The organism is Mesorhizobium subarcticum (genome assembly GCF_055456085.1).
This window is the reverse complement of record NZ_CM144237.1, coordinates 5,072,127-5,098,267: the sequence shown is the minus strand read 5'-3', so window position 1 is coordinate 5,098,267 and position 26,141 is coordinate 5,072,127. Positions and strand designations below refer to the sequence as shown.

The following is a 26,141-nucleotide window of genomic DNA, read 5'->3' as shown; positions in this document are numbered from 1 at the left end:
TTGCCTGAAATTCGATTTGTACCGAATCGCGGCAATCATCCCCAATCACGAAGTCGGGAACGTTAGGAGGTTGGGCTACGGGAGGAGCCTCGGGCGTTCCCGGATTTGCCAGCCATTCAATGCGAAAGGGCCAGCGACGGATCGCTGGCCCTCCTCCGATTTCTTCCAAGCGAAACTTGTGTCTGGCCAAGCCGGTATCACCAGTGGTGGCAGCGCCTTACCTTTGTCACGATCACCTTGCGATGACCGTGCCGCCACACCACCTTCTTCTTGACGATGACGCGGCAGACCTGTTTGTGGCCGTGCCAATGACGCGCCATGGCCGGTTCCGGCGCCACCGCCATCGAACCTGCAAGCACCGCGGCGCCTGCCAAGGTAAGGAAGAACTTCTTCATGCTAATTGGACTCCTCTAGCTCCAGATCCCTTCCTAGTGCCGTTGGCGCAAAACCTCCCGCCACATCCGGCATCGCATAACGTCGGCGACGGTATATGGTTGCGCCATGCCGAGCCAGGCGAAAGCTTGACACCGGTTAAATCTCGGTTTAACCAGCCGCCAACGCCGGGCAGTGATGTCCGGTGTTTGTTTTGTATGCGCAAGACCGGTTGCCTTGGTTTCTGGTTTTGTTTGAACTGACGTGTCCCGTGGGTTTTCCGCCGCGTTGCGTGGGAAAACCCTGTCAGGTCTCGAAAACGGAGGCCAGAGGAGGGCGCGTTTCCTTCACCCGGACCATGAGGTGCCGGGTGTGTTGTTTTGAAAAGGGAATGCGATGAGCAAGCGCGAATCCGCGAAGTACAAGATCGACCGCCGTCTCGGCGAAAATATCTGGGGCCGCCCGAAGTCCCCGGTCAACAAGCGTGAATACGGTCCCGGCCAGCACGGCCAGCGCCGCAAGGGCAAGCTTTCAGATTTCGGCCTGCAGCTGCGCGCCAAGCAGAAGCTGAAGGGTCACTATGGCGACGTTTCGGAAAAGCAGTTCCGTAAGGTCTATGAAGAGGCTGACCGCCGCAAGGGTGACACCTCCGAGAACCTGATCGGTCTGCTCGAGTTCGCGTCTCGACGCGGTCGTCTACCGCTCCAAGTTCGTGCCGACCATTTTCGCGGCCCGTCAGTTCGTCAACCACGGCCACGTCAACGTCAACGGCAAGCGCGTCAACATCGGCTCGTACCGCTGCAAGCCGGGCGACGTCATCGAAGTGCGCGAAAAGTCGAAGCAGCTGGTCATCGTCCTGGAATCGGTCGGCCTCGCCGAGCGCGACGTGCCGGATTACATCGAAGCCGATCACAACAAGATGGTCGCGACCTTCTCGCGCATCCCCGGCCTGGCGGACGTTCCGTTCGCCGTTCAGATGGAACCGAACCTGGTCGTCGAATTCTATTCGCGCTAAGCGAACGCTTTTCTGCGATACCGAAAAGGCCGCCCTTCGAGGCGGCCTTTTTGTTTCGCGCATCCGCTTTGCGGTTTCGATTCTCCGGCCGATGCGCTAATCCGGGCGGACGTTACATCCCCGGGGCCACCGCGCCATGAATATGCTGCCAGACATAGAGACGCTTGAACCGATCGCCGAGGGTGGTTTCCATCCGCTGTTCGCCGATGTGCCGTCCTCGGTCGAGTTCAACAAGCTGCGCAAGCGGCTGCTGCAGCTGACCCGCCAGACGATCGAGGATTTTTCGATGGTGGAGCCGGGCCAGCGCTGGCTGGTCGCGCTCTCGGGCGGCAAGGATTCCTACGGTCTGCTTGCCGTGCTGCTGGACCTCAAATGGCGCGGGCTGCTGCCCGTCGAGCTGCTGGCCTGCAATCTCGACCAGGGCCAACCGAATTTCCCAAAACACATCCTGCCCGATTATCTCGACGCCAACGGCATTGCACACCGCATCGAATATCAGGACACCTATTCCATCGTTACCGACAAGCTGCCGCAGGGCAGCACCTACTGTTCGCTCTGCTCGCGGCTACGGCGCGGCCATCTCTACCGCATCGCGCGCGAGGAGGGGTGCTCGGCGCTGGTTCTCGGCCACCACCGCGAGGACATTCTCGAAACCTTCTTCATGAACCTGTTCCATGGCGGCCGTCTCGCGGCCATGCCGCCAAAGCTGCTCAACGACGAAGGCGATGTCATGGTGCTGCGGCCGCTGAGCTACTGCGCCGAAATCGACCTCGAAAAATTCGCCGCCGCGATGCGGTTTCCGATCATCCCTTGCGACCTCTGCGGCAGCCAGGAAGGCCTCCAGCGCAACGCCATGAAGGCGATGCTCGACGATCTGGAAAAGCGCATGCCTGGCCGCAAGGACACGATGCTGCGCGCGCTGTCCAACACCAGACCGTCGCATCTGCTCGACAGGAAGCTGTTCGATTTCGCCGCCCTGAACCAGACCCTCATCACAGGACAAGACGCTTCCAATGACATTTGACGACAATGCGATCGACTGGCTGGCCAGCTTGCTGGCCGAGGCGGCCGACACCGAAATCATGCCCCGCTTTCGCCGGCTGGGCGATGGCGACATCCGCCAGAAGACCTCCCCCGCCGATCTGGTGACGGAGGCCGATGTCAATGCCGAGCGGCTGATCACGGCGCGGTTGCGCGACCGCTATCCCACGGCGATGGTCGTCGGCGAGGAAGCCTGTTCCGACAATCCGGCACTGCTCGATGGTCTGGGCAACGCCGATCTTGCTTTCGTGATCGACCCGGTCGACGGCACCTTCAACTTCGCCTCCGGCGTGCCCCTGTTCGGCGTCATGCTGGCGGTCGTGGTCAAGGGCGAAACCGTTGCCGGCATCATTCACGATCCGGTCGGCAAGGATTGGCTGATCGGTGCCATAGGTGCCGGCAGCCATATCCGCCACGCTTATGGTACGCTGGAGAAAGTGCGGGTTGCCGCAGGCGCGCCGATTTCTCAGATGACCGGTGCGGTTTCCTGGCAATACATGGTCGAGCCCGACCGCACGCGGCTGGCCTGCAACCAGACCAAGACGCTGTCGCAGTTCAACTACCGCTGTGCCGCCCACGAATACCGCTTGCTGGCCAGCGGCCATGGCCATTTCGTCGTCTACAACAAGCTGATGCCATGGGATCATCTCGCCGGTGTGCTGATCCATGCCGAGGCCGGCGGCCATGCCGCGCGGTTCGACGGCACAGCCTACCTGCCGTCGCATGTCGGAGGTGGCTTGCTGGTCGCTCCCGACCGCGAAAGCTGGCAGGAGTTGCGCCGCGAACTGTGGGCAGAATAATTCCTGCGCGGAATTTAATGCGCCAGTCTGTCGGCCGACAAACAACAATCAGTGCAGGTCGGTGACGTGGCCTGAAACGGGTGGGTTGTGCGGCTGGAACATCCTGCCGCGCTCGGCGAGCAGGATCATCAGCAGGGTAGCGACCGAAACGCTGCAGAAGCCGGCGGCCAATGGTGTCACTGTGCCGTTGAATGCCTGGCCGATCAGCGTACCGAGGATGCCGCCAAGAAACGTCTGCATGAAACCCAGGATGGAAGAGGCCGTACCAGCCAGTTGGCCAAGCGGCTCCATGGCCAGCGCGTTGAAATTGGCGCCGAGTGCACCGAATGGAAGCATGGCGCTGGCGAAGAAGGTGACGAACAGCCAAAGCGGCATCTTCATTTCCAGCGAGACGACCAGCCAGGCGAGACTGATGGTCAAGAACAGCAGCAGCGCGCTCTGCGAGAGCCGGCGCATGCCGATGCGGCCGACGAGCCGTGAATTCAGAAAATTGGAGAAGGCGAGCACGCCAGCGACCCCGGCGAAGATGACCGGGAACATCTCACCAACGTTGAATATGTCGACATAGATCTGCTGCGCGGAGGCTATGAAGCCGAACATGGCGGCGAAGACGAAGGTGCTGGCGAAAGCATAGCAAATCGCAATGCGGTTGGTGAGCACGATGCGGAAACCGCCAAGGATGGAAGATACCGTCAGCGGCCGACGATGTTCGGGACGCAACGTTTCAGGCAGGCGCAGCAGCGACCATGCCGAGACAAGCAGCGCTCCGATGGCCATGGTGATGAAGATCCAATGCCAGGTCGCGAAAAGCATGATGAACTGACCGACACCGGGCGCGATGACCGGTATCGCCATGAACACCATGAAGATCAGCGACATCACCTCGGCCATACGCCGGCCTTCGAATGTATCACGCACGATCGAGACCGCGATGACACGCGTGGCGGCTGCCCCGATGCCTTGCACGGCTCGGCAAAGGAGAAGCGCTTCAAAACTCGGCGCGATGGCGGCGGCGGCGACGGCAGCCACGTAGATGATCAGACCGACGACGAGGGGTGCGCGGCGTCCGAACCGGTCGGAGATCGGCCCGAAGAACAGCTGGCCGCCACCAAAACCCAGAATGTAGGCGGTGACCACATATTGCCGGTGATTTTCATTTTCGACGCCGAGCGAGGCGCCGATCTGCTGCAGCGCCGGTAGCATGATGTCGATGGCCAGCGAGTTGAGCGCCATCAGCGCGGCACAGAGCGCAATGAATTCCCAGCGCGGAATGGGCAGTTTGCCTGCCAATTGCGGCGCTGTCGAATGCTGGTCCACGGCAAGTCCGATCTCTAAGAACGAAAACGCGCCGGCGGGCCGGCGCATTGGCTCGTCTTGGCCCCGATATCAGGGACACGTTAATTGCCGAGGTTGGGCCGCCCCCGGTGCTCGGCGCGTGTCGTCAGGCGGTGGCTTTTACGCTCACGCCTTTTTCGACGAGGAACGTCTGCAGTTCGCCTGCCTGGAACATCTCGCGGATGATGTCGCAGCCGCCGACGAACTCGCCCTTCACATAGAGTTGCGGGATCGTCGGCCAGTTGGAATATTCCTTGATGCCCTGGCGCAGTTCGGCCGAGTCCAGAACGTTCACGCCTTTGTAGTCGGCGCCGATATAGTCGAGGATCTGGACCACCTGGCCGGAAAATCCGCACTGCGGAAAACCGGGCGTGCCCTTCATGAAAAGGACGACGTCGTTGCCCTTCACTTCATTGTCGATGTAGTCGTTGATACCGCTCATGGAATATCCTTTCACGCCCGTGGGAGTCAGGCTCGAAGCATTCCTATCAAATAAACCCATAGATTGCCCGAAACAAGACATTAGCCGCGCCGGCGCTGAAATGGCGCAAAGGATGGGCCGGCTTGGGCCAAGCGGGTGCGGCTGGAACGGCCTCAGTCGGGCACGCTGGTCTGCAGCGCAAGCGCATGCAGCACGCCGCCCATATTGCCCTTCAGCGCGTCATAGACCATCTGGTGCTGCTGGACGCGGCTCTTTCCGCGAAAGCTCTCGGCCACCACTTCGGCGGCATAGTGGTCGCCGTCGCCGGCGAGGTCACGGATCGTCACCTTGGCGTCCGGAATGCCGTCCTTGATCAGTTTTTCGATGTCGTGGGCATCCATTGCCATGGCGGAATTCCTGTTTCGAGCGGCTAGGCAGCAAGGCTGCCCATGCGATGAGAGTCGCAATGAACCTAAAGCGTTTCTGGTCGCGATTGAAGCGCTTCCATCCGGTGTGCGGATGATTGAGCTTTAAGAAACGGTCCCGCCCGGACGAACCGCATTGTCCGTGGGATCATCCTCGCGCATCGAGAAGGCGCGGCCAAGGCTGAAGACCAGCACGTAGAGCGGGATGTTGACCGCCAGGTTGGCAATCGGCAGATAGCTGGTCATCTGCCAGACGGGCGAGAAGAACGGCTGGCCGTAGCCATCGCAGACCAGCGAAGAACCATATTCCCACACTGCCCCCAGAGTGGCCGCGACGGCGAAAAGCTTGATGCAGGTGACGATCCGCCTTGTCCGCGCCCGGTCCGGCACAAGCCGGCCCCAAAGCACCAGGCAGACGATGGAAACCGCGTAGATCAGGTTCTGCAGAACCAGCATCGGCAGCGTGCCATTGGCCGAGGCCAGGAACTGCTCACGCCTTTCCAACAGCGGACAAACCTCGCTCGAGGTCGTTGACAGCAAGAAGAAGACGAACGGGCCGAGGAACCAGAAGAAGAACAGCGACGGCCAGAAAACGACTGCAAGCAGCGCCCGCGCGGCCAGTTTCCTGTGATTGAGCATGATCTTTTCCGAAAAACCGGGGTCCACTTTTCGGGATCATGCTCCGGTCAACTGGCCTGGTCCATGAAGCGCGGGAACCAGCCTTCATGGGCTGCGGTCAAGTCGCTGACCGGGATTGCCCTGGCGTCGCCGAGCTTCAGCTCAGTTCCGCCGGTCGAGCCGATCCATGGCGCGAAGATGCCGAGCTTGCTCTGATTCTCGCGGATGGCGTCCCATTCCCTGCTTTGCGGATCGACCGACAGCGTCAGGAGATAGCGGCCCTGGTCCTCGCCGAACCAGACCGGGATCGGGTCGGTGCCGGCGAGACCCGGAACGGTGGCGCCAATGCCGGATGCCATCGCCATTTCGGCCAGGGCCACGGCAAGGCCGCCATCGGAAAGGTCATGCGCCGCCGTCACCACGCCCGACGCGATCAGCGCGCGCACATGGTCGCCGACGCGCTTTTCATGCGCGAGGTCGACCGGCGGCGGCGGGCCGTCGGTACGGCCATGAATGTCTCTGAGATAGGCGGACTGGCCGAGATGGCTGCCCCATGTCGCCGGAGCGCCGACCAGCAGGATCATCTGGTCTTCGGCGGCAAAGCCGATGCGCGCCATCTTCGACCAGTCTGATATCAGCCCGACGCCGCCGATGGTCGGCGTCGGCAGGATGCCCTGGCCATTGGTTTCGTTGTAGAGCGAGACATTGCCCGACACGATCGGGAAGCCGAGCGCCCGGCAGGCATCGCCGATGCCTTTCACCGCGCCGACCAACTGGCCCATGATCTCGGGCCGTTCCGGATTGCCGAAATTGAGGTTGTCGGTCGCCGCCAGCGGCAACGCGCCGGTGGCGGTCAAATTGCGCCAGCATTCGGCCACCGCCTGCTTGCCGCCCTCATACGGGTCGGCCTCGCAATAGCGCGGCGTCACGTCTGACGAGAAGGCGAGCGCCTTGGTCGCGTGGCCTTCGACGCGCACCACGCCGGCGTCGCCGCCGGGAAGCTGCAGCGAATTGCCCTGGATGAGGGTGTCATACTGCTCCCACACCCAGCGGCGCGAGGACAGGTCCGGCCCGCCGAGCAGTTTCAAGAGGGCATCGGCGACATCGGCCTTCGGTGCATCGCCGGCCGCCAGTGCCGCCGGCTTCTTCGGCTCGACCCAGGGGCGGTCATATTCCGGTGCCTTGTCGCCAAGGTCCTTGATCGGCAAATTGGCGACCTCGTCGCCCTGATGGATGACGCGGAAGCGCAGATCGTCGGTGGTCTTGCCGACGATGGCGAAGTCGAGGCCCCATTTGTGGAAGATCGCCTCGGCTTCCTTTTCTTTCTCCGGGCGCAGCACCATCAGCATGCGCTCCTGGCTTTCCGATAGCATCATCTCATAAGCGCTCATGCGCTCCTCGCGCACCGGCACTTTGTCGAGATCGAGCTCGATGCCGAGGTCGCCCTTGGCGCCCATCTCCACCGCCGAGCAGGTAAGGCCTGCCGCACCCATGTCCTGGATGGCGATGACGGCGCCTGAGGCCATCAGTTCGAGGCAAGCTTCCAGCAGGCACTTTTCGGTGAAGGGATCGCCGACCTGAACGGTCGGCCGTTTCTCGTCGATCTTGTCGTCGAACTCGGCCGAGGCCATGGTGGCGCCGCCGACGCCGTCGCGGCCGGTCTTGGCGCCGAGATAGACGACCGGCAGGCCAACGCCCTTGGCTTCGGACAGGAAGATCGCATCGGTCTTGGCAAGGCCCGCGGCAAAGGCATTGACCAGGATGTTGCCGTTGTAGCGAGCATCGAAATTGACCTCGCCGCCGACCGTCGGCACGCCGAAGGCGTTACCGTAACCGCCAACGCCGGAAACCACGCCTGATACGAGATGCCGCGTCTTGGGATGGTCCGGTGCGCCAAAGCGTAGTGCATTCATCGCCGCGATCGGCCGCGCGCCCATGGTGAAAACGTCGCGCAAGATGCCGCCGACGCCGGTTGCCGCACCCTGATAGGGCTCGATGAAGGAGGGATGGTTGTGGCTTTCCATCTTGAAGACGACGCAGTCGCCATCGCCGATGTCGACCACACCCGCATTCTCGCCGGGCCCCTGGATGACCTGCGGCCCGGTAGTCGGCAGCGTGCGCAGCCATTTCTTCGAGGATTTGTAAGAGCAGTGCTCGTTCCACATCGCCGAGAAGATGCCGAGCTCGGTGAAGCTCGGCTCGCGCCCGACCAGTTCGAGGATGCGCTGGTATTCGTCGGGCTTCAGCCCGTGCGCGGCAATGAGCTCTGGGGTGATCGGCACGGAATTGGAAATGGTCATGGGCGGCGATTTATGTCCATGGAAGCGGAGATTTTGAGTCCCCTCTTATCGCAAGCTTTGCACCCGATACACCCGTCGATCGATGAAAAAAGACAGAAAGCACAAGGTGACGACAATGATGGCCTTCGCAGCGAGGAACGCTAGGCCGAATGGAACGCTACGATGTGCCAGCCGTTAGGTCTCAACCACTCAGGAGACCGGACCATGGCTACCAAGCAAGGCAAGAACGATAACCGCCTCTCGGACAAGGAGGCCATTCATATCGCGGAAACGTCAGACGTTTCGCCTGGACAGGCCAAGGAACTGGCTGAAAAGCACGGCAAGGACGAGGCCAAAAAGGAAGCCCGGAACTTCAAGGCCGAAGGCTGATCCGGGCCTGGCTCTCTCAGGAAAAGCTGTCGTAGCCGGCGCGGCCCTCATCGAGGAGGCGCCGCAGAACCGCAACGCCGTCGGCGACATCCCCGCGCTGTCTGGGCTGCGAAACGCCGAAGCGGATACCGTGAAAGACCTGTTCGGAGCGGCCGGCCTTGAACTCGTCCTCATCGTCGATAAGCACGCCGTGTTCCAGGCAAGCGTTCTTGAAGGTGCCGGAAAGCCAGGGGTCGGGCAAAGTCAGCCAGACGAAGGGTACCCTGTCGTGAGACTTGAAGGCGAAACCGGCCAGAGTTTCACGCACGATCGCGATTCGGGCGCTGATTTCGGCGATGCTGCGCTTACGGATATCGCTGGCCTGGCCGGAAAGCACCAGCCGGGCATTCACCTCTGCCAACAGGAAGGGCATGCCGCCGGTCATCATCTTGTGGGCGACGCGGATACGGTGGCGATAGGCAGGCGGGCAGGAGAGCCAACCGCCGCGCATGCCGGCGGCGACCGACTTCGACAGGCCGCCGGCAACGATGGTTCTCTCCGGCGCATATTCGGCGAGCAACGGTGTCGGGTCATCGGTCAGGTGGCCGTAGAGATCGTCTTCGATGAGAATGACATTGTATTCACGCGCGACCCGCGCAATCGCCTCGCGACGCGCCGGCGACAAGGTCACCAGGGTGGGATTTTGCGCCGTCGGCATCAGGAAGATCATCCTGGGATGTTTTTGCGCGCAGACACGCTCGAAATCGGCCGGGTTGAGGCCTTCGTCATCCGATGCCACCAACGCCGTGCGCCGACCGATCAGACCGGCACTGCGCGAGATCTGTGAATAGGTGAGGTGCTCGAAGGCAACATAATCGCCGGGCGTGGTCAGTGCTGCGACCGCCGCCATCACCGCTGCATGAGTGCCGAGAGTAGGGACGATTGTATCGGCAGCAGGACGGAAGGAATTGCGCGACAGCCAGCGGGCGCCAGCCTCATACCAGCGGTCGGGGAAATCGCGCGTATAGCTTGAAATCTCGTGCGGATGGTCTTGTGCCACGCGCGACAGCGCATCCGCGACAATGGCGCCCTGGCCGATATCGGGTGCCGCAGTGCTGTCGAAACGCAATATGTCCTTGGGCGCATCGATATACCGCGTGCCTTCCACGCTGACGTCGGGAGCTTCCGTTTTCGTAACGCCGCCGCGCTGTCCCAGGACATAGGTTCCACGCCCGACTTCGCCGCTCACCAGCCCGCGCTCGCGCAGCAATTGATAGGCCCGGCCAACCGTGCCGACCGTGGCGCCGATATCGTAGGCGAGGTCCCGCTGCGGCGGCAGCTTTGCGCCGGCATCGATCACACCCCGATCGATATCCGTCTCAATGGAGTCAGCAAGGCGCTGATACAGCGGGCCGGAGCCGGTGAGGTCTGGAAGCCAATTTGTCATGGTGACAATTTTCTATATTGCACCGGATTGTGAGTCAATCCATATCAGTCGCGCACCAAAAAGGGTGCAATTGAGAGTTTTGGCAGAAAGAAAATGGATACAATCGCGACAATCAGTCATCCAAGAGCCGCGCTTCCCAGTCAAACACCCCGCCCGTCAGGTCGTCGCGGCTTTGTCAGCCGTCTGGTGTGGGTGGTGATCTCGCTGGCGAAATGGATCGACCATTTGCTTGATCGCCGGCGCAGTCGGCTGGCATTGCTTGAGATGACCGACGATCAACTGAAGGACATCGGCCTTTCCCGCTGCGACGCCCATCGCGAGGGCGTCAGGCCTTTCTGGGAATAGCGGCCAACCTAAGGCGGGTCGCGATATGCATTAGCGGACCCGTTTTGCCCCGCGATGGCCTATGCCGCGATCGATAAAAACGGCGACGACGCAGATCACCAGGAACAGCGCCGTGATGGACAATGCTGCCACGGCGACATTGGCTACACCGTTCTTGGCGACGTCGAGGAAGGGGTAGGGCACTTCGCCGGCAAACGGCGCCCGCGCCAGCGCATAGGCCAGATAGGCAATGGGGTAGAGCACCCACCAGGACACGTCCCGCAGACGTGTCCTGCCGTCGGCACCCGCGACCAGCCACCACAGCACGAACAGAACCGGCGTCACATAGTGCAGCAGCACATCGCAGAGCAGGAACAGGCCCCGCGGCTGCCAGAGCCGCGCCAGAACCGTGGCGTAGACGATGAATACCAGCGTGATCGAAACAGCGACCCCCGCGCGCATTCGCGGCCCGGCGAAGGCCGGCAGCCACGCATAGCCGCTGGATGATAGCAGCGAGGTGTAGACCAGCACGGCGCCGATGTTGGTCAGGATAGTGAAGAAACTGAAATAGAAGACAATCGAGCCGAGCAGGCTGCGGCCGGCTTCCATCGACGCTGGAATGCTGATGCAGAACTGCAGGACGAGCCCGGCCAGACCGATGACCAGACCCGCGACCTGCAGAAAGCGGCCCATGGCTATGCGGTTGCGGCGCAGGCCGGATTGCCGGCCTGCCAGCGGGCAATGTCGGAGCTGATGCGCGCGCCGATCGGATCGTTCATCAGAGGCCCGAACGCGTAGACGCGGTTCGAATTGCCTTGCGCCTGCACCACCAGCAACGGCTTGCCGCCATAATGCTTGGCCGGCACCAGCAGGAAGCGTGGCGTGCCGCTGAACGAGTTCAGTTCGTTGGCCATCTGATATTGCTTGAAGGCCGGGTCCTTGCTGGCGATCCAGCATTTGTGGGCGGATATCGCCACCTGTTCCATGGCCAGCAGCGACGCACTCTTGCCCGACGGGACAGGCGTGCTTTTCGGAGTCGATTGGCACGATGCCAGGGCAAAGCCTGCCGCGGCAACGAAGGCGATTGTCTTCACCTTGGTCAAGCGGCACCCATCTCAAGTTCGGACAGGAAGATCTTTTGGCCGTCGGTCATCTCGCCCCACACCCGCGACAGTGCCGGATGCTGCGAAGCGATCTGCTCATAGGCGTCGAATTTGGGATAGGCAGCGAGCAGGTCGTGATGTCCCGTCATGGCCCGGAAATTGTTGAAGATGAAGCGCGTCGGCGTCAGCCAGGCATCCGCGAAGCTGATGTCGTCGCCGAGCGCAAAGGGGCCTTGCGCCATGCGTGCCTCGATCGCCGCCAGCCCGTGATGCAAGCGGGCGAACTGGGCTTCGATCTCGGCATTGTTTCGCTTCTGGACGAAATGCAGCTCGAAAAGCTTCATTGTCGGCGTCAGCACGTCGAGGTCGGTGATGCGGGCGAACATGCGCACCAGCGCGCGGTCCTTGGAGTCAGGCGGCAGCAATGCCGGTTCCGGAAACCGCTCCTCGAGATATTCGGCGATGACTACCGATTCGACGATGGTTTCGCCAGAGCCGGTGATCAGCACCGGAATCCGGTTCATCGGCGAAATGGCGCGAAATTCTTCCGGGATCGGAAAACCCGGCGGCGGCGCAATGATCTTGAGCGGCACGTCCTTGATGTAGGCCAGCGCCCGCACGATCGATGAGTAGGGCGACAACGGCCGCGAATAGAGTTTCATGACCGTCTCTCTCCCATGTGACGCGGACTTGATGTCCAGCTGTTTTTCAAGGCATGCGCCTTGGTGATATCATGCGGCAATGCCGAGCGCACTTTCGAACAGTCCACGACCGTCGCTGCCGCCATGGGCGGCTTCGATCAGGTTTTCGGGATGAGGCATCAGGCCGAGCACATTGCCTTGTTCATTGATGATTCCGGCAATGTCGTTGATCGAGCCGTTGGGATTGGTACCCTCGGCATAACGGAACACCACCTGGCCTTCGCCTTCGAGGCGGGCAAGCGTGTCGGCGTCGGCAAAATAATTGCCGTCATGGTGCGCGACCGGCGTTCGGATGATCTGGCCGGGCTGATAGCGGCGGGTGAACATCGTGTTGGCATTGGTGATCTCAAGCTTCACCTGCCGGCAGACGAACTTTAGCGAAGTGTTGCGCATCAAGGCGCCGGGCAACAGGCCGGCCTCGACCAGGATCTGAAAACCGTTGCAGACGCCGATGACCGTGACGCCCTTGGCCGCCTTTTCGGCGACCGCCCGCATCACCGGCATGCGCGCGGCAATCGCGCCGCAGCGTAGGTAGTCGCCGAAGGAGAATCCGCCCGGAATGGCGATCAGGTCGACATCGGGGATTTCGGTGTCGGTCTGCCAGACCGTGATCGGCGGTTTTCCCGAAATCTTGGTCAGCGCCGCGATCATGTCGCGGTCGCGGTTGAGGCCAGGCAGGAGGACGACGGCGGATTTCATGGCAATTCCCGTTCGAGCATCTGAGTGAGATACCGGGGTGAAACGTGGTTGGTCAACCAGACACCGTTATCGGAGAGAAAGAATGACACCCCGTCTTTTGTCATGGATGCCGAGTTGATTTGCAGGATAGCACTTTTCCCGGCACGGCGCCGCGCCACGATCAGAGCCGTTTCCACATCCTTTGACAAGTGAACATGCTGGCGTGACTGGCTGGTCAGGCCTTCGCGCAGAATGCTGGGGAGAAATTCTTCCTTGGTGCCGTGATAGAGCAAATCAGGAGGCACCGACGGCGGCAGGCCGAGATCGACATCGACGCTGTGGCCCTGCACGGCACGGATGCGATTGCCATCGACGGCGAAGCGCTTTTTCGGATTCTCTTCGACGATGCGCAAAACGTCGGCGGCCGATGCGCCGAACTTCGTCCGGATGACCGCACAAAGCGCGCCAAAATCGGCCCAGCCGTTTTCGTCAAGCGACAATCCTGCCTCCTGCGGCGCGTGTCGCAGGACAAGGCTCATGAATTTGGAAATTTGCGTGTCGTTCGGCATTGCAAAGGTAGTTTCCAATGTCGGCTGTTGCGTAAAGTCCGGCCGATGCAGAGCGCAGGCCGTGTTTAGCGAGGTCGCACACATCGGTCAAACAGGCATGGGAGCCGGCGAACCCGCCGCACAGGTATGTCAATTCAGCTGCTTAGCAAACGGTTAGCCATACACTTGCTTCGGCCTTTTTCGTTGCCGGATATCCGCAATAGAAATCCACGTTGTTAACGACATTGCTGCACAAGAGAATACATCTTGTGGTAATATGAGGATTTCGTGGATTACGGCAAGAATAAAGAGCTGGAATACAGAACGCGGGCGATGTGGACGGCGACGACCATCGTGGCGGCGCTTGCCGCCTTCGCGGGAATATCGTTCTGGGACGCTCCCGCGTCCATGCGATCATCGTTTTCCACTTGGCTTTCGTTTAAGGTGGATCTGGCTGGCTGCGCCGCCTCTTTTGCAAACCTGCTATTGGCGGACACGGCTCTGTCGATCTGCCTGGGCATTGTTTCCGTAGGCTTGGTGGCGTCGAATGCGCTGGATATCTTCAGCTACAAGAGAAGCCTCCGGGTCTACCGGAAGCAACTGCTGATCGGAATGTTCCTTGCCGCGCTGCTGCTGTTCCCGCTCATCTCAGGAGATGGGGCCTGGTACACAGGTGGGCGCCGCGGTGTTTCGCGAATTGATCTCGCAAACGCCTGCGCGACCAGCTTTCACACTGTCTTCTATCGATTGCACTTACAGCTTCTGATTGCGCTCCTGCTGGGTTGGATGAACATCCTTGTTCTGCTGAATGTTCGATGGATGGTTGCCGAAAACCGCGACCCGAACCAGCTTTCTGACGATCCGCAGATGAGGGCAGTCCAACTGGCGGCAATGGAACGGTCGAAAAGGGGCCTGGGAGCCGGCCGTCTTGTGATCAAGATTGGCGTGACCGGGCTGGCGGCGTTTTTCTTTGTCCTCGGTGCATGGTCGATCGGCCCCGCAGTTACGCGGTTCGTCCATACCTTCACCTGGGAGCGACAAAAGGCAAATGTGGTCGACACCGGCCTGCAATGCGCGTTGGAGGTGAAAGTCAGGCGCAATTGGGTGGAGCGTTCCCGTGTCGACTGCTCTGCCGACTCAACCGAAATTCCGTCAGCTCCAGCGCCCGGCGGCGGTGCCTGGCGCATTACGAAAATTCCGACGGCGAAATTTGCCTACCGGGCTCCGGATGGCAACGAGTTCATGTTCGACGTGGATGACGATTTTTATGTGAGCATGCCGACATCGATCGGCACCGAGATCGAAGTGCTTCGCGACCCGACCAGATACGGATCGATCGACAAGATTTTCGATGCCGGTGACGTCGAGCGACTGACCTACAAGCTGCTTGTGACTCTGGCGGGTGCAGCGGTCATAGGTTTTCTCTGGCTGCGCAAGCCGCGGATCGCGCGCCCGACCTAGTCAGGCGATGGATACGCTGTAGTTCTCGATCACCGTGTTCGCTAGCAGCTTGTCGCACATGGCCTTGAGATCGGCCTCGGCCTTGGCCTTGTCGCTTTCCGCCAGTTCGACGTCGAACACCTTGCCCTGCCGCACCGCGCCGACACCATCAAAGCCCAGGCCTGACAATGCATGTTCGATCGCCTTGCCTTGGGGGTCGAGAACACCGTTCTTGAGGGTGACGGTAATGCGGGCCTTGATCACGCTGGACATGCTCCTGTTCTAAGTATCGGGTTGCAAGCCGCGATCAGTGCGGCTTGCCTTTGACGCCGTCAGTCGAGGCGACAAGCACCGGGCCGGTCGGGCGCGGCGGCTCGTTCTCGTTCATGATGCCGAGGCGACGGGCAACTTCCTGGTAGGCCTCGACGAGGCCGCCCATGTCGCGGCGGAAACGATCCTTGTCGAGCTTGTCCTGCGTTGCCACGTCCCACAGGCGGCAGGAATCCGGCGAAATCTCGTCGGCGACGACGATGCGCATCATGTCGCCCTCGAACAGGCGGCCGCACTCGATCTTGAAGTCGACGAGCTGGATGCCGACGCCCATGAACAGGCCGGAGAGGAAGTCGTTGACGCGAATGGCCAGCGCCATGACATCGTCGATTTCCTGCGGGCTCGCCCACCCGAACGCCGTGATGTGCTCTTCCGACACCATCGGATCGTCGAGCGCGTCGGCCTTGTAATAGAATTCGATGATCGAGCGCGGCAAAACGGTGCCTTCCTCGATGCCGAGGCGCTTGGACAGCGAGCCGGCGGCGACGTTGCGCACCACCACTTCAAGCGGGATGATCTCGACTTCCTTGATCAACTGCTCACGCATGTTGAGCCGGCGGATGAAGTGGGTCGGGATGCCCATGCGGTTCAAGTGGTTGAAGATGTACTCGGAAATGCGGTTGTTGAGCACACCCTTGCCGTCGATGACCTCGTGTTTCTTCTTGTTGAACGCGGTGGCGTCGTCCTTGAAGAACTGGATCAGCGTGCCGGGTTCCGGTCCCTCATAGAGGATCTTGGCCTTGCCTTCATAAATGCGGCGGCGATTTTTCATCTGAATTTTTCTCTGGATTTGCGGGCAGGCGGCAAGCGACCAGTTCCTGTCCGTCTGCCTATATTAGTGTGGCGACGGTTGGGTTCAATGCCGGGTCTATCCCAATCACATCGTTTGCTCAATCGGCAAATCCTTTCAACCAACCGCTTTCGGGACTGAAATGCCGCAGCGCAGCATGCGATGAAGCATATTGACCGGCCCGCGACCTTTTGGTTTGTGCTTTGGCAACACACATATCCTTTTTGCAAACGAATTGAATTTGACCCGGAGGGACGCCATGAGCAGCATGAAAGACCGCGAAGAAGGCTTCGAGCGCAAATTTGCTTTCGACGAGGAGCTTCGGTTCAAGGCCTCGGCGCGCCGCAACAAGGCGCTTGGCCTGTGGGCCGCCGAAAAGCTCGGAAAGTCGGGGGCGGATGCTGATGCCTATGCCAAGGAAGTTGTTGTTTCCGACATCGAGGAAGCTGGCGACCATGACGTGTTCCGCAAGATCCGCCGGGATTTCGATGCCGCTGGCGTCGAACAGTCGGACCACCAGATCCGCCGCACCATGGACGAACTGATGGCGCAGGCGATCGAGCAGATCAAGAACACCTGATCCGGGCCGGAGCAGGTTCCGCAAAAGTGTCCCACGGTTTTGCGACAGAACCAGCGACAGTTGGAAGGAAGCAGGTTCCGCAAAAGTGTCCCACGGTTTTGCGACAGAACCTGCGACAGACAAGAAATGACTGGACCAATCGACCGCTCGGCCAAGCCGGGCGGTTTTTCTTTGCCTTTGCCGCCGTTTCCGGCTGAAACTCCCGACAGTTAACGAGGAAAGAGATTTGATGTCCCTGAAGTCCCGCCTTGCCGCCGATGAAACGCTGATCACCGCCTGGTCGGGCGTGCCGGACGCCCTGACCGTCGAAATCCTCGCCAAGCAGGGCTTCGATGCGGTCACGCTCGACATGCAGCATGGCGGCCATCACGAAGACAGTGTGCTGCGCGGTCTCGTGCCGGTACTTGCGGCAAACAAGCCAGCGCTGGTGCGCATTCCCGTCGGCCGTTTCGACATGGCAAGCCGGGCACTCGATTTCGGCGCCGAAGCGGTCATCGCGCCGATGGTGAACTCGGTCGCCGATGCAAAGCTGTTTGCCGCGGCGATGAAATATCCGCCGCTCGGCGAGCGCTCCTGGGGCCCCACCTACGCCTTTCCACGCCATGGCAAGGGCGACTACGCCGAATGGCTGCGCGACACCAACCAGCGCACCATGGCCTTCGCCATGGTCGAGACGCGGGCCGCGCTTGACGCGCTCGACGGCATTCTCGACACGCCGGGCATTGACGGCATTTTCCTGGGACCGTCGGATTTCTCGATCGCCTGGAGCAACGGCACGACCGTCAATTCGACGCTGGAAAGCATGATGGAGACGATAGCATCGGTCGCCGAGCGCACCCGCAAGGCCGGAAAACATGCCGCCATCTATGTCGTCGAACCGGCAATTGCCGGCCGTGTCGTGTCGATGGGTTACCGCCTGCTGGCCACCGGGTCCGAGCATGCGGTGATTTCGCTGGGCGCAAAGACCCTGCTGAAGGGCATCAAGGATTCGATCGGCGGCTGACGAGGCGTCCGAAAAAACTACGCCTTCAGATCTGTGAGGAACTTGGCGAAGGTCATGGATCCTTCGGGCCACGGGCCGAAGCCTGAATCCGCATTGAGATGGCCGGTCTCGCCAGCGTCGATGAACAGTGAGCCCCAGGCTCCGGCAATGTCCTCGGCGACATCGAAAGTGCAGAACGGATCGTTACGGCTGGCGATCACGATCGACGGAAAAGGCAGCGGCTCGCGCGGATAGGGGCCAAAGGTCATCAGGTGCTTCGGCTTGATCGTGGGATTGGCGACATCCGGCGGTGCCACGAAGAAGGCTCCGGCAACCGGCTTCACGAATCGCGGAATGGCCTGCACCGCGGCGGCGACCCCCAGCGAATGCGCGACGATGACGACCGGTCTCTCGGCTTCGTTGACTGCCTTGGCCACGCTCGCCGTCCAGTCCTCGCGCACCGGTTTCGACCATTCCGCCTGTTCGACACGGCGCGCCGTCGACAGTTTCGACTGCCAGCGGCTCTGCCAATGCTCGGGTCCGGAATTGGTGTAGCCCGGAACGATCAGGATATCTGCGTCTTTGACTTTCATGGCGCTGAAATAGCGAGCCCCATTGCCTCATGCAACCGTTGAAGGGCGAGCTCCTGCTCGCAATGGTGAACACCATGTTCGCTTTTCGCTGTCTTGTGTGAACGATTGCGATAGACGATCTGTCGTCAGGAAAGAAACAGCCGTGGAGGACCGGGATTTTGGCGCTGACACGACGTACAATGATCGGCGGCGCAGGGCTCCTGGCTTTGGGAGCTTCATCACACGTTGCCGCAACGGAGACAATGATGAGCGAACTGCCATTTGCCGCCACCACGCCGGTGAGCGTTGCCCGCGTCGGGCTCAAGGCACGCGATGCGGAGAGCCTCGCCGCCTACTACCGCAAAGTCGTTGGGCTGCAGGAATTGAGCCGTGCCGATGGCGCCATCACGCTCGGCGCCGGCAGCCGCCCACTGCTGGTCATCGAGGCTGATCCTTCGGCCAAGCCGGACGATCCGCGCAGTGCTGGCCTTTTCCACACGGCCTTCCTGCTCCCCAGTCGCGCCGATCTCGGCCGCTGGATCAATCATGCCATATCAGACAAGATCGCCATCGAGGGTGCTTCGGACCATCTGGTCAGCGAAGCGCTGTACCTGACCGACCCCGAGGGCAATGGCATCGAAATCTATGCCGACCGCCGTCCGCAGGACTGGAAGTGGAACGGCGACAAGGTGGCGATGGCAACGGAACGCATGAACATTCCTGCGGTCGTTGGCAGCGTGCCTGCCGGCGATGCCGTTTGGCAAGGTGCGCCCGAAAACAGCATTGTCGGTCATGTCCATTTGCGCGTCGGCAGGCCGGAAGAGGCAGAGGCGTGGTGGAACAAGGAGTTCGGCTTCGACACGGTGGCCAAATATGGCAGCCAGGCGGTGTTCCTGTCGTCAGGCGGTTATCATCACCACATCGGCGCGAACGCCTGGCAGAGTCCCGGCGCCGGCCGCCGTGATCCGAGCCGGTCGGGGCTTGCCTGGGTCGAGATGCGTTCCGACAATGTGGCCAGCGAGAGCAGCCGTGAGGACCCGTGGGGCACGGTGATCAGGACGGTGCCTGGAAAGGCGTGATTGGACATCGGCGCAGCTTCTTTCTCCCGTAAACGGGGAGAAGGAAAAGCTCAGGCCTCTCCAAACACCCGCCTGAAAATCGTATCGACATGCTTGGTGTGGTAGCCCAGGTCGAATTTCTCGCGGATCTCCGCCTCAGGGAGCGCCGCAGTCACTTCCTTGTCAGCCAGAAGTTCCTCAAGAAAATCAGCACCTTGTTCCCACACCCTCATGGCGTTGCGCTGCACCAGCCGGTAGGAGTCCTCGCGCGACAGGCCGGCCTGCGTCAGCGCCAGCATCACGCGCTGTGAATGCACCAGGCCGCGGAACTTATTCATGTTCTTCAGCATGTTCTCGGGATAAACGACCAGCTTGTCGATGACGCCGGTCAGCCGCGACAGTGCGAAATCGAGCGTCACCGTGGCGTCCGGACCGATCATGCGCTCGACCGAGGAATGCGAGATATCGCGCTCGTGCCAGAGTGCGACATCCTCCATCGCGGGCAACGCCATGGAGCGCACCATGCGGGCAAGGCCGGTGAGGTTTTCCGTCAGCACCGGGTTGCGCTTGTGCGGCATTGCCGACGAGCCTTTCTGGCCCGGCGAAAAATACTCTTCCGCTTCCAGCACCTCGGTGCGCTGCAGATGGCGGATCTCGGTCGCCAGCCGCTCCATCGATGAGGCGATGACGCCGAGCGTGGCAAAGAACATGGCATGGCGATCGCGCGGGATGACCTGCGTCGACACCGGCTCCGGCTTCAGCCCTAGCTTTGCCGCGACGTGCTCTTCGACATAGGGCTCGATGTTGGCGAACGTGCCGACGGCGCCTGAAATCGCGCAGGTTGCGATGTCCTCGCGCGCGTGCACCAGCCGCTCGCGGCAGCGCGAGAACTCGGCATAGGCCTGTGCCAGCTTGATGCCGAAGGTTGTCGGCTCGGCATGGATGCCGTGGCTGCGGCCGATGGTGACGGTGTCCTTGTGTTCGAAGGCGCGGCGCTTGAGTGCGGCAAGCAGACCGTCGATATCAGCCAGCAGAATGTCGCTGGCGCGGGTGAGCTGGACGGCAAAACAGGTGTCCAGAACATCCGAAGACGTCATGCCCTGATGGATGAAGCGCGCGTCGGGTCCGACGAATTCGGCGAGATGCGTCAGGAAGGCGATGACGTCATGCTTCGTGACGCGCTCGATCTCGTCGATCTTCTCGACGTCGAATTTAGCCGCGCTGCCCTTTTCCCAGATGGTTTTCGCGGCCGCTTTAGGGATAACGCCGAGCTCGGCCAGCGCATCACAGGCATAGGCCTCGATTTCGAACCAGATGCGAAACCGGGTTTCGGGCGACCAGATGGCGACCATTTCCGGCCGGGAATAGCGAGGGATCATCGGTCAGTCCTGATGTGTCTAGAGCAATTCCAGGAAAAGTGTGCAGCGGTTTTCCGACGGGAATTGCCAGAATGAGGAAATAGAGCGGGTCGGCGGTTCTGCCGAACGCTGAACCACTCTGGGTTAGACCGCGTCCTAACAGAGGCGGACAAAATGCTCAACGATGCTGGTGCGCAAACCAGAGGCTCGCGGCAAACAAGGCGACGAAACCCAGTGGAAAATAAAGCCGGATACCCAGCACCACGAACTGGTAGAGCGCCACCGCCATCGTGAAGACGAGTTGGAACCCCCATTCGAGGGTGAGGGCGGGTGCATGCCATTCGGCGTAGTAGGACCGGTATTGCAGCGCATACAGACCTGAGGTCAGGCCGATCGTTGCGGCGGCGAGGCCCACCAATGTCGCCGCGAAGGCAACCTCCCAGCCCCTTCCGAGCGAAACCAGCCGTGCCGCGAACAGGCCAATCGGAAAGGCCAGGGCGCCGCCGCCCGCAAACAGCAGCGATACGATGCGGATTTTGTCCGGCGTCACCCAGTTGTCCAGCAACAGGTTGACGAACGCGCTGGCACCCATGGTGGCGGCCCACAGCACGGCACCGAGAAGCGCTTCGCGCAGCGTTGGCATCGCATGGCGCAGGCGGCGCAGGGCCCGATTGCGGCTGGCGGGTTGAACGAGCGATGTCACAGGCGGCCGGTCACGGCGATCCAACGATAGTCCGGCCCCTCGAAACCATATTGGCGCACCGTGATCAGCACCGCATAGGCGCTGAGGCTGTCCATGGAGAATATCTGGACCGCACCGATGCGATAGCCGTTCGGGCACCCCCGGCTCTTGGGGATCGACTTGTCCTCGTGCAGCAATTTGGTGGCACCGCCATCCTGCGCCTCGATGCGCAGCAACCGGAAGCCGTTGATCTCGCCCTGGCTCTCGCAGCCTTCGGTATTGTTCATGCCGATTTCGTCCAGCCGGAACTCGAGAGGCTGGTCGACAGGAGAAAAGATCGGCCGCGGATTGACCACCATGCGATGTGGATCGGCAGAAAGCTCGGTCACCGGGTTGAAGCCGGCGGTGATGCCACGGTTGGCGGTTAACGCGGCCTGGCTGACGATGGCCTCGCCTTTTTGTCGGGCCTGAAGGCGGGCAGCGTCCAGTTTGGCATTCTCGTCGTCGAGCCGGACCCTGATCGGCGTGCCCTTGAGAAAGCTGTCATTGCTCGTGTCAATGTAATAGCGGTTGGCATAGGGAAAACCCGACCCGTCCTGGACGCCATACTCCTCAAAGGCGAAGATGCCTCCGTCCTTGGTGAAGCCGAGGATTTCAAGCTCGGCGACATCGCCGGCCCGGGCGCCGATCGACGCCGCAAACTGTGCGGCCAGGGAAACGGCAAACAGGAAAAGCATTCGCATCGTTTTTCACTCCGGCAGCCGCAATCGTTCAATCCCTAGCACGGCCGAATCAAAACGTCGTGCGGGTCAAAAGCCGATGCATCCAATCGGCTCGTCATTTGTTATTGTCGGCAGTCCCCAATGGAGAACCACCATGACCGACACCAGCAAAATTCGTGAACATATGGAAGTCGTTGGCGCCGATGGCGTGCATGTCGGCACTGTCGACAAGGTTGACGGTGAGCGCATCAAGCTGACCAAGGCCGACAGCGGCGAGGGCGCCCACAAGGGTCATCACCACTACATTCCTCTGGCCCTGGTTGCCGAGGTCGATGGCAAGAAGGTGTGGCTGTCGGCGAATTCCGATGTCGCGGTGACGTTCGAAGAAGAAAAATCCGATCCGGTCTGATCGGCGGTTTGGCTAGCGACGCGACGACCAGACCGGAAACAGATCGTTGTCGGCTGGCGTCGCGGCAAACACGCCTCGACTGATAGCGCGCGCCATCGTGGCGCCAGCCGCGGCATAGAGGTCGATTGCCGCGTCGGCGGTGAGTTCGACACCACTCGTGCCAGTCGCCAGCGCAAACACCAAGTCGCCATCGGCCGGCGTGTGCGTTGGCCAGATGGCGCGCACGAAGCCGTCATGCGCCGATATCGCCAGGCGTTTGGCCGCAGCTTTGGTAAGAACCGCGTCCGTGGCGATGACGGCGATGGTTGTGTTGCCACCGGTCTCCGTCTTCGGGGTGACGCGCTTGTCGCGGTATTTCAACAGAATCCGCTTCGCGTCATCAGGCATTGGCGAGGGATAGCCGAGCCCGCCGAATTCGTCGCCGATTTCAAACGGCGCCGCCCAGAAATGGCGGGTTCGCCCCACGGTCACCGAGCCGGTCGGATTGACAGCTGCCAGCGCGCCGATGGTGACGCCACTGTCGAGCAGCGTCGAGGCCGAGCCGAGACCCCCTTTGAGCCCTGAGGTCAGTGCACCGGTGCCGGCGCCGATCGTGCCGAGCTGGAAATCGAGCCCGGCATCTTGCACTGCCTCATAGCCGAGGTCGCGGTAGGGCGGGTAGCGGCCCCATTCCTTGTCGCCACCATTGCGCAGGTCAAAGAGGATTGCTGTCGGCACGATCGGCACGCGAAAACCGCCCACCTCCAGCCCGATGCCGCGCTCGCGCAGCGCCGCCTGCACGCCGGATGCAGCATCGAGGCCGAAGGCCGAACCTCCCGAAAGCACTATGGCGTGCACCGCCTCGACGGAATTGTGCGGTTCGAGCAGGTCGGTCTCGCGGGTGCCGGGCGCGCCGCCCAGGATCTGGACCCCGGCTACAGCCGGCTCGTCGCACAGCACTGATGTCACGCCGGACTTCAGCCTGGCGTCGGAAGCATTGCCAACGCGCAGGCCGGCAACGTCAGTGATCAGGTTGCGCGGGCCGGTGCGGAACATCAATTGTTTTCTGCGGGCACGAAGCGCGTGCCGTCGAAGCGGAAGACGCGGTACGGGCTCTGGCTGAGGTCACCCTTGGCGTCGAAGCGGACCGGCCCGATCGCGGTGCTGAAATCCTGCCCGGTCAACGCCTCGGTCAACGGCTTGCCGGAACTCTCGGACAGCGCCGCCGCCTTGGCAATCTCGATCGCCGCATAGGCCGGCAGCGTGTAACCGTCCGGTGCGATCTTCTGCGCGGAGAAGCTTTCCAGCACTTTTGGATCGGCGATATCAGCCCATTCAGGCGGCGCGATCATCAGCGTGCCCAAGGCATAAGGTACGTCGCCGGGCGGCGTGCGCAGGTTCTCGCCGCCGGCAAAGACGATGCCGGCCTGGAGCTGCGCGGCATCACGGCCCATAATGGCGATGTCGTCGCCGTCGCCCCCGGCAAAGACATGTGTGGCGCCGGCCTTTTTCAGCCGACCGACCAGGCCGATCTGGTTGTCGAGCTGCGGCCTGAACGTGTCGACGAAAACGGGTTTCAGCGCTGCCTGCTCGGCCGCCGCGCGAAATGTCTCGGCCATCTCGCGGCCGTAGATGGTGCCGTCGTCGATGATGGCGAACAGTTCGTTCTGCCACAGGTGGGTGAGGCTGGCCGCCACTGCGTTGCGCTCGTCGTCGCCACGTGGCCCGAGCCGATAGATCGGCCAGCCTGTCTTGGCGCGGCGGTCGGTCAGGCTTTCGGTTCGCACGCCGACGGTGATGACCGGGATATTGGCGTCCTTGAGGATCGGCATCGCCGCCTCGATGGCGTCGGTGCAGAGGAAGCCGACCACGACATTGACCTTGGCTGCGGCAAAGTCCCTGGCTGCTGCCGCGCCGCCATCGGCGGTGCAGGCGTCGTCCACGGTCTTCAATTCGATGCCGTTGGCTTGCGCCGCCAGGCCGGTGCCAAGCTCGATCTGTTTGCCAAGGATGGCTGAAGGTCCAGACAAGGGCGCGGCGACGCCGACCAGCAGCGTCGCGGCATGCGCACCGCCGGCCGCAAACAGCCAGAACAGCGCCGTTATTGTTCTTGTCCCGGGTCGCATTCGAGCGATGGCGTCCTTTGTGCCGGTCTTATGCTCTTGGCACGATTTGCCGCCAAGACCTAAAGGCTGCCCGGCTTTGGCGCAACACGCGAATTTCGGGATACGCTTCAGCCACTTCGCTTGTGGCGTGTCATGTCTGGCCATATATGTCAGGAGATGCTGGCCATGGAATATTCCCGGTGCTGAAGAAGAACGATATTGGACCGCAGGCCTATCGCGACGCGATGAGCCATTTTGCCGGTCATGTACATGTGGTTACAACGGATGGGCCCGCCGGCAAGCGCGGCACGACGGTGATCGCCGCCTGTTCGGTGTCGGACACACCGCCGACCATTCTGGTCTGCCTCAACCGCGAAAATGCCAAGAACGAGCTGTTCGTGAAAAACGGCCGCTTTGCCCTCAACACGCTGGCTTCGCATCAACAGCCGCTGTCGGTTGGCTTTTCCGGCATCACCGGCCTGTCGGCGGATGAGCGTTTCGCGCTCGGCGAATGGGATGTGATTTCCACTGGCGCGCCGACGCTGAAGGGCGCGCTCGCTGTGTTCGACAGCGAATTGATCGACACCAAGGACCTGGCCACCCATCGTGTGCTTTTTGGCAAGGTGACAGGCCTGCGCATGGGCGATAATTTGCGGCCGCTGATCTACCACGCCCGCGACTACCATGTGCTGGAAAGCGGAGCGGCGGCGTCAACGGAGAAAGAATGACCGAGCTGAAACCGCGCCCCGTGCCGCGGACGATCGACGAGACGCTCGATCTCCTGACCGGCGCGGACTATGTGGCGGACCGGTCGCTGGCGACCGTGCTTTTCTTGTCGCTGCGCATGAACCGGCCATTGTTCCTTGAGGGCGAGGCCGGCGTCGGCAAGACCGAGATCGCCAAGGTGTTGGCGCAGGCGCTCGGCCGCCGGCTGATCCGCCTGCAATGCTATGAGGGGCTCGATGTCTCCTCGGCCGTCTATGAGTGGAATTACGCCGCGCAGATGATCGAAATCCGCATGGAGGAGGCCGCCGGCAAGGTCGACCGCTCCGCCATGGAGCGCAACGTCTTCTCCGAAAAATACCTGATCCGCCGCCCGGTGCTCGACGCGCTGACCGGAAAGGCGGGTGCGGCGCCTGTCTTCCTGATCGACGAGCTTGATCGCACGGACGAAGCCTTTGAGGCCTTCCTGCTTGAAATCCTGTCCGACTTTCAGGTGACGGTGCCCGAGCTCGGCACGATCAAGGCGGAAGAGCCGCCGATCGTCATCATCACCACCAACCGCACCCGCGAGATCCACGACGCGCTGAAGCGGCGCTGCCTCTATCACTGGGTCGACTATCCCAATGCCGAGCGCGAACTGGAGATCGTGCGCCGCAAGGTGCCGCGGGCCAACCAGCGGCTTTCGGCCGAAGTGGTCTCCTTCATCCAGAAGCTGCGCCAGATCGAGCTGTTCAAGGTGCCGGGCGTCGCCGAAACCATAGATTGGGCCGGTGCGTTGACCGAACTCGACAAGGTGGCGCTTGATCCGGAGACCGTGTCCGACACGATCGGCGTGCTGTTGAAATACCAGGACGACATTGCCCGCATCGGCGCGGGCGAGGGCCGGCGTATCCTCGACGAGGTCAAGGCCGAGCTCGCGGCGGCGGAGTAGCGGC

At 61.6% G+C, this 26,141-nt stretch carries 31 protein-coding genes and 1 pseudogene; 12 read left to right on the top strand and 20 right to left on the bottom strand.

The window, feature by feature from the left end:
• Nucleotides 1–197: 197 nt before the first annotated feature.
• Nucleotides 198–395, bottom strand: coding sequence for a hypothetical protein (locus ACZYHG_RS24915; RefSeq protein ID WP_464610798.1), 198 nt, complete (start codon nt 393–395; stop codon nt 198–200).
• 373 nt (nt 396–768) lie between these two features.
• On the opposite strand from ACZYHG_RS24915, the pseudogene rpsD reads away from it, so the two are divergent.
• The 3 genes and pseudogenes from rpsD (at nt 769) to ACZYHG_RS24900 (ending at nt 3,228) form a co-directional block, all read left to right on the top strand.
• Nucleotides 769–1,387, top strand: a pseudogene (gene rpsD / locus ACZYHG_RS24910) (30S ribosomal protein S4).
• Nucleotides 1,388–1,523: 136 nt separating this feature from the next.
• Nucleotides 1,524–2,411 carry a tRNA 2-thiocytidine(32) synthetase TtcA gene (ttcA, locus tag ACZYHG_RS24905; RefSeq protein ID WP_464610797.1) on the top strand — a complete coding sequence of 296 codons (888 nt, stop codon included), beginning with the start codon at nt 1,524–1,526 and terminating at the stop codon, nt 2,409–2,411.
• A complete protein-coding gene (locus tag ACZYHG_RS24900) occupies nt 2,401–3,228 on the top strand; it encodes an inositol monophosphatase family protein (protein ID WP_464610796.1) in 828 nt (275 codons plus the stop codon). The genes ttcA and ACZYHG_RS24900 overlap by 11 nt, the downstream gene beginning before the upstream one ends.
• A 48-nt stretch (nt 3,229–3,276) precedes the next feature.
• Here ACZYHG_RS24900 and ACZYHG_RS24895 read toward each other — a convergent pair whose 3' ends face one another.
• From ACZYHG_RS24895 to purL, 5 genes are all read right to left on the bottom strand, one after another.
• On the bottom strand, nt 3,277–4,545 hold the full coding sequence (locus tag ACZYHG_RS24895) for a multidrug effflux MFS transporter (protein ID WP_464610795.1): 1,269 nt from the start codon (nt 4,543–4,545) through the stop codon (nt 3,277–3,279).
• Nucleotides 4,546–4,669: 124 nt separating this feature from the next.
• On the bottom strand, nt 4,670–5,005 hold the full coding sequence (grxD, locus tag ACZYHG_RS24890; protein ID WP_464610794.1) for a Grx4 family monothiol glutaredoxin: 336 nt from the start codon (nt 5,003–5,005) through the stop codon (nt 4,670–4,672).
• A gap of 152 nt (nt 5,006–5,157) precedes the next feature.
• Nucleotides 5,158–5,391, bottom strand: coding sequence for a BolA/IbaG family iron-sulfur metabolism protein (locus ACZYHG_RS24885; RefSeq protein WP_010909092.1), 234 nt, complete (start codon nt 5,389–5,391; stop codon nt 5,158–5,160).
• A gap of 123 nt (nt 5,392–5,514) precedes the next feature.
• Nucleotides 5,515–6,048 (bottom strand): hypothetical protein, encoded by a 534-nt coding sequence (locus tag ACZYHG_RS24880; RefSeq protein ID WP_464610793.1) that lies wholly within the window; start codon nt 6,046–6,048, stop codon nt 5,515–5,517.
• Nucleotides 6,049–6,095: 47 nt separating this feature from the next.
• Nucleotides 6,096–8,327, bottom strand: a complete 2,232-nt coding sequence (gene purL, locus ACZYHG_RS24875) for a phosphoribosylformylglycinamidine synthase subunit PurL (RefSeq protein WP_464610792.1) — start codon at nt 8,325–8,327, stop codon at nt 6,096–6,098.
• Between the two features lie 204 nt (nt 8,328–8,531).
• On the opposite strand from purL, the gene ACZYHG_RS24870 reads away from it, so the two are divergent.
• Nucleotides 8,532–8,696, top strand: coding sequence for a hypothetical protein (locus ACZYHG_RS24870; protein WP_464610791.1), 165 nt, complete (start codon nt 8,532–8,534; stop codon nt 8,694–8,696).
• Nucleotides 8,697–8,712: 16 nt separating this feature from the next.
• Here the strand turns inward: ACZYHG_RS24870 and ACZYHG_RS24865 are convergent, their stop codons facing one another.
• Nucleotides 8,713–10,122, bottom strand: coding sequence for an aminotransferase-like domain-containing protein (locus ACZYHG_RS24865; protein WP_464610790.1), 1,410 nt, complete (start codon nt 10,120–10,122; stop codon nt 8,713–8,715).
• Between the two features lie 93 nt (nt 10,123–10,215).
• On the opposite strand from ACZYHG_RS24865, the gene ACZYHG_RS24860 reads away from it, so the two are divergent.
• A complete protein-coding gene (locus ACZYHG_RS24860; RefSeq protein ID WP_464610789.1) occupies nt 10,216–10,467 on the top strand; it encodes a DUF1127 domain-containing protein in 252 nt (83 codons plus the stop codon).
• Nucleotides 10,468–10,497: 30 nt separating this feature from the next.
• Here the strand turns inward: ACZYHG_RS24860 and ACZYHG_RS24855 are convergent, their stop codons facing one another.
• The 5 genes from ACZYHG_RS24855 to ACZYHG_RS24835 all read right to left on the bottom strand — a co-directional run bounded on the left by ACZYHG_RS24855 (nt 10,498) and on the right by ACZYHG_RS24835 (nt 13,497).
• Nucleotides 10,498–11,139, bottom strand: a complete 642-nt coding sequence (locus ACZYHG_RS24855) for a Pr6Pr family membrane protein (protein WP_464610788.1) — start codon at nt 11,137–11,139, stop codon at nt 10,498–10,500.
• Between the two features lie 2 nt (nt 11,140–11,141).
• Nucleotides 11,142–11,549 (bottom strand): hypothetical protein, encoded by a 408-nt coding sequence (locus tag ACZYHG_RS24850; protein ID WP_464610787.1) that lies wholly within the window; start codon nt 11,547–11,549, stop codon nt 11,142–11,144.
• Nucleotides 11,546–12,211 carry a glutathione S-transferase family protein gene (locus ACZYHG_RS24845; protein ID WP_464610786.1) on the bottom strand — a complete coding sequence of 222 codons (666 nt, stop codon included), beginning with the start codon at nt 12,209–12,211 and terminating at the stop codon, nt 11,546–11,548. The genes ACZYHG_RS24850 and ACZYHG_RS24845 overlap by 4 nt, the downstream gene beginning before the upstream one ends.
• A 69-nt stretch (nt 12,212–12,280) precedes the next feature.
• Nucleotides 12,281–12,949: a phosphoribosylformylglycinamidine synthase subunit PurQ gene (purQ, locus tag ACZYHG_RS24840; protein ID WP_464610785.1), complete on the bottom strand. Its 669-nt coding sequence runs from the start codon at nt 12,947–12,949 to the stop codon at nt 12,281–12,283.
• Nucleotides 12,946–13,497, bottom strand: coding sequence for an RNA 2'-phosphotransferase (locus ACZYHG_RS24835; RefSeq protein WP_464610784.1), 552 nt, complete (start codon nt 13,495–13,497; stop codon nt 12,946–12,948). The genes purQ and ACZYHG_RS24835 overlap by 4 nt, the downstream gene beginning before the upstream one ends.
• A gap of 267 nt (nt 13,498–13,764) precedes the next feature.
• Here ACZYHG_RS24835 and ACZYHG_RS24830 point away from each other — a divergent pair, with 267 nt between their 5' ends.
• On the top strand, nt 13,765–14,937 hold the full coding sequence (locus tag ACZYHG_RS24830) for a hypothetical protein (RefSeq protein ID WP_464610783.1): 1,173 nt from the start codon (nt 13,765–13,767) through the stop codon (nt 14,935–14,937).
• On the opposite strand, the gene purS is transcribed toward ACZYHG_RS24830, so the two are convergent.
• Both purS and purC read right to left on the bottom strand, forming a co-directional pair.
• Complete coding sequence (gene purS, locus ACZYHG_RS24825; protein WP_464610782.1) at nt 14,938–15,180, bottom strand: phosphoribosylformylglycinamidine synthase subunit PurS; 243 nt, start codon at nt 15,178–15,180, stop codon at nt 14,938–14,940. It lies immediately after the preceding gene.
• 43 nt (nt 15,181–15,223) lie between these two features.
• Nucleotides 15,224–16,018: a phosphoribosylaminoimidazolesuccinocarboxamide synthase gene (gene purC, locus ACZYHG_RS24820; protein ID WP_027028673.1), complete on the bottom strand. Its 795-nt coding sequence runs from the start codon at nt 16,016–16,018 to the stop codon at nt 15,224–15,226.
• A gap of 277 nt (nt 16,019–16,295) precedes the next feature.
• On the opposite strand from purC, the gene ACZYHG_RS24815 reads away from it, so the two are divergent.
• Nucleotides 16,296–16,616 carry a DUF1476 domain-containing protein gene (locus tag ACZYHG_RS24815; RefSeq protein WP_027028674.1) on the top strand — a complete coding sequence of 107 codons (321 nt, stop codon included), beginning with the start codon at nt 16,296–16,298 and terminating at the stop codon, nt 16,614–16,616.
• Between the two features lie 229 nt (nt 16,617–16,845).
• Complete coding sequence (locus tag ACZYHG_RS24810; RefSeq protein ID WP_464610781.1) at nt 16,846–17,619, top strand: HpcH/HpaI aldolase family protein; 774 nt, start codon at nt 16,846–16,848, stop codon at nt 17,617–17,619.
• Between the two features lie 17 nt (nt 17,620–17,636).
• On the opposite strand, the gene ACZYHG_RS24805 is transcribed toward ACZYHG_RS24810, so the two are convergent.
• Nucleotides 17,637–18,191, bottom strand: a complete 555-nt coding sequence (locus ACZYHG_RS24805; protein ID WP_464610780.1) for an RBBP9/YdeN family alpha/beta hydrolase — start codon at nt 18,189–18,191, stop codon at nt 17,637–17,639.
• 245 nt (nt 18,192–18,436) lie between these two features.
• Here ACZYHG_RS24805 and ACZYHG_RS24800 point away from each other — a divergent pair, with 245 nt between their 5' ends.
• Entirely contained in the window at nt 18,437–19,249 is an 813-nt protein-coding gene (locus tag ACZYHG_RS24800) for a VOC family protein (RefSeq protein ID WP_464610779.1), read from the top strand.
• A 50-nt stretch (nt 19,250–19,299) separates the two neighbouring features.
• Here ACZYHG_RS24800 and purB read toward each other — a convergent pair whose 3' ends face one another.
• The 3 genes from purB to ACZYHG_RS24785 all read right to left on the bottom strand — a co-directional run bounded on the left by purB (nt 19,300) and on the right by ACZYHG_RS24785 (nt 22,011).
• Nucleotides 19,300–20,607 carry an adenylosuccinate lyase gene (gene purB, locus ACZYHG_RS24795; protein ID WP_464610778.1) on the bottom strand — a complete coding sequence of 436 codons (1,308 nt, stop codon included), beginning with the start codon at nt 20,605–20,607 and terminating at the stop codon, nt 19,300–19,302.
• Nucleotides 20,608–20,764: 157 nt separating this feature from the next.
• Nucleotides 20,765–21,229, bottom strand: a complete 465-nt coding sequence (locus ACZYHG_RS24790) for a hypothetical protein (protein ID WP_464614779.1) — start codon at nt 21,227–21,229, stop codon at nt 20,765–20,767.
• Nucleotides 21,230–21,285: 56 nt separating this feature from the next.
• On the bottom strand, nt 21,286–22,011 hold the full coding sequence (locus tag ACZYHG_RS24785; protein WP_464610777.1) for a DUF2259 domain-containing protein: 726 nt from the start codon (nt 22,009–22,011) through the stop codon (nt 21,286–21,288).
• A gap of 133 nt (nt 22,012–22,144) precedes the next feature.
• Between ACZYHG_RS24785 and ACZYHG_RS24780 the strand changes: the two genes are divergently transcribed.
• On the top strand, nt 22,145–22,399 hold the full coding sequence (locus tag ACZYHG_RS24780; protein ID WP_027028682.1) for a DUF2171 domain-containing protein: 255 nt from the start codon (nt 22,145–22,147) through the stop codon (nt 22,397–22,399).
• A gap of 12 nt (nt 22,400–22,411) precedes the next feature.
• Here ACZYHG_RS24780 and ACZYHG_RS24775 read toward each other — a convergent pair whose 3' ends face one another.
• Nucleotides 22,412–23,434, bottom strand: coding sequence for a P1 family peptidase (locus tag ACZYHG_RS24775; protein WP_464610776.1), 1,023 nt, complete (start codon nt 23,432–23,434; stop codon nt 22,412–22,414).
• Nucleotides 23,434–24,504, bottom strand: a complete 1,071-nt coding sequence (locus ACZYHG_RS24770) for a branched-chain amino acid ABC transporter substrate-binding protein (protein ID WP_464610775.1) — start codon at nt 24,502–24,504, stop codon at nt 23,434–23,436. Before ACZYHG_RS24770 ends, ACZYHG_RS24775 begins: the two co-directional genes overlap by 1 nt.
• 179 nt (nt 24,505–24,683) lie before the next feature.
• On the opposite strand from ACZYHG_RS24770, the gene ACZYHG_RS24765 reads away from it, so the two are divergent.
• Nucleotides 24,684–25,211, top strand: coding sequence for a flavin reductase (locus ACZYHG_RS24765; RefSeq protein WP_464610774.1), 528 nt, complete (start codon nt 24,684–24,686; stop codon nt 25,209–25,211).
• Nucleotides 25,208–26,137, top strand: coding sequence for an AAA family ATPase (locus tag ACZYHG_RS24760; RefSeq protein ID WP_464610773.1), 930 nt, complete (start codon nt 25,208–25,210; stop codon nt 26,135–26,137). Before ACZYHG_RS24765 ends, ACZYHG_RS24760 begins: the two co-directional genes overlap by 4 nt.
• The last annotated feature ends 4 nt before the right edge of the window (nt 26,138–26,141 follow it).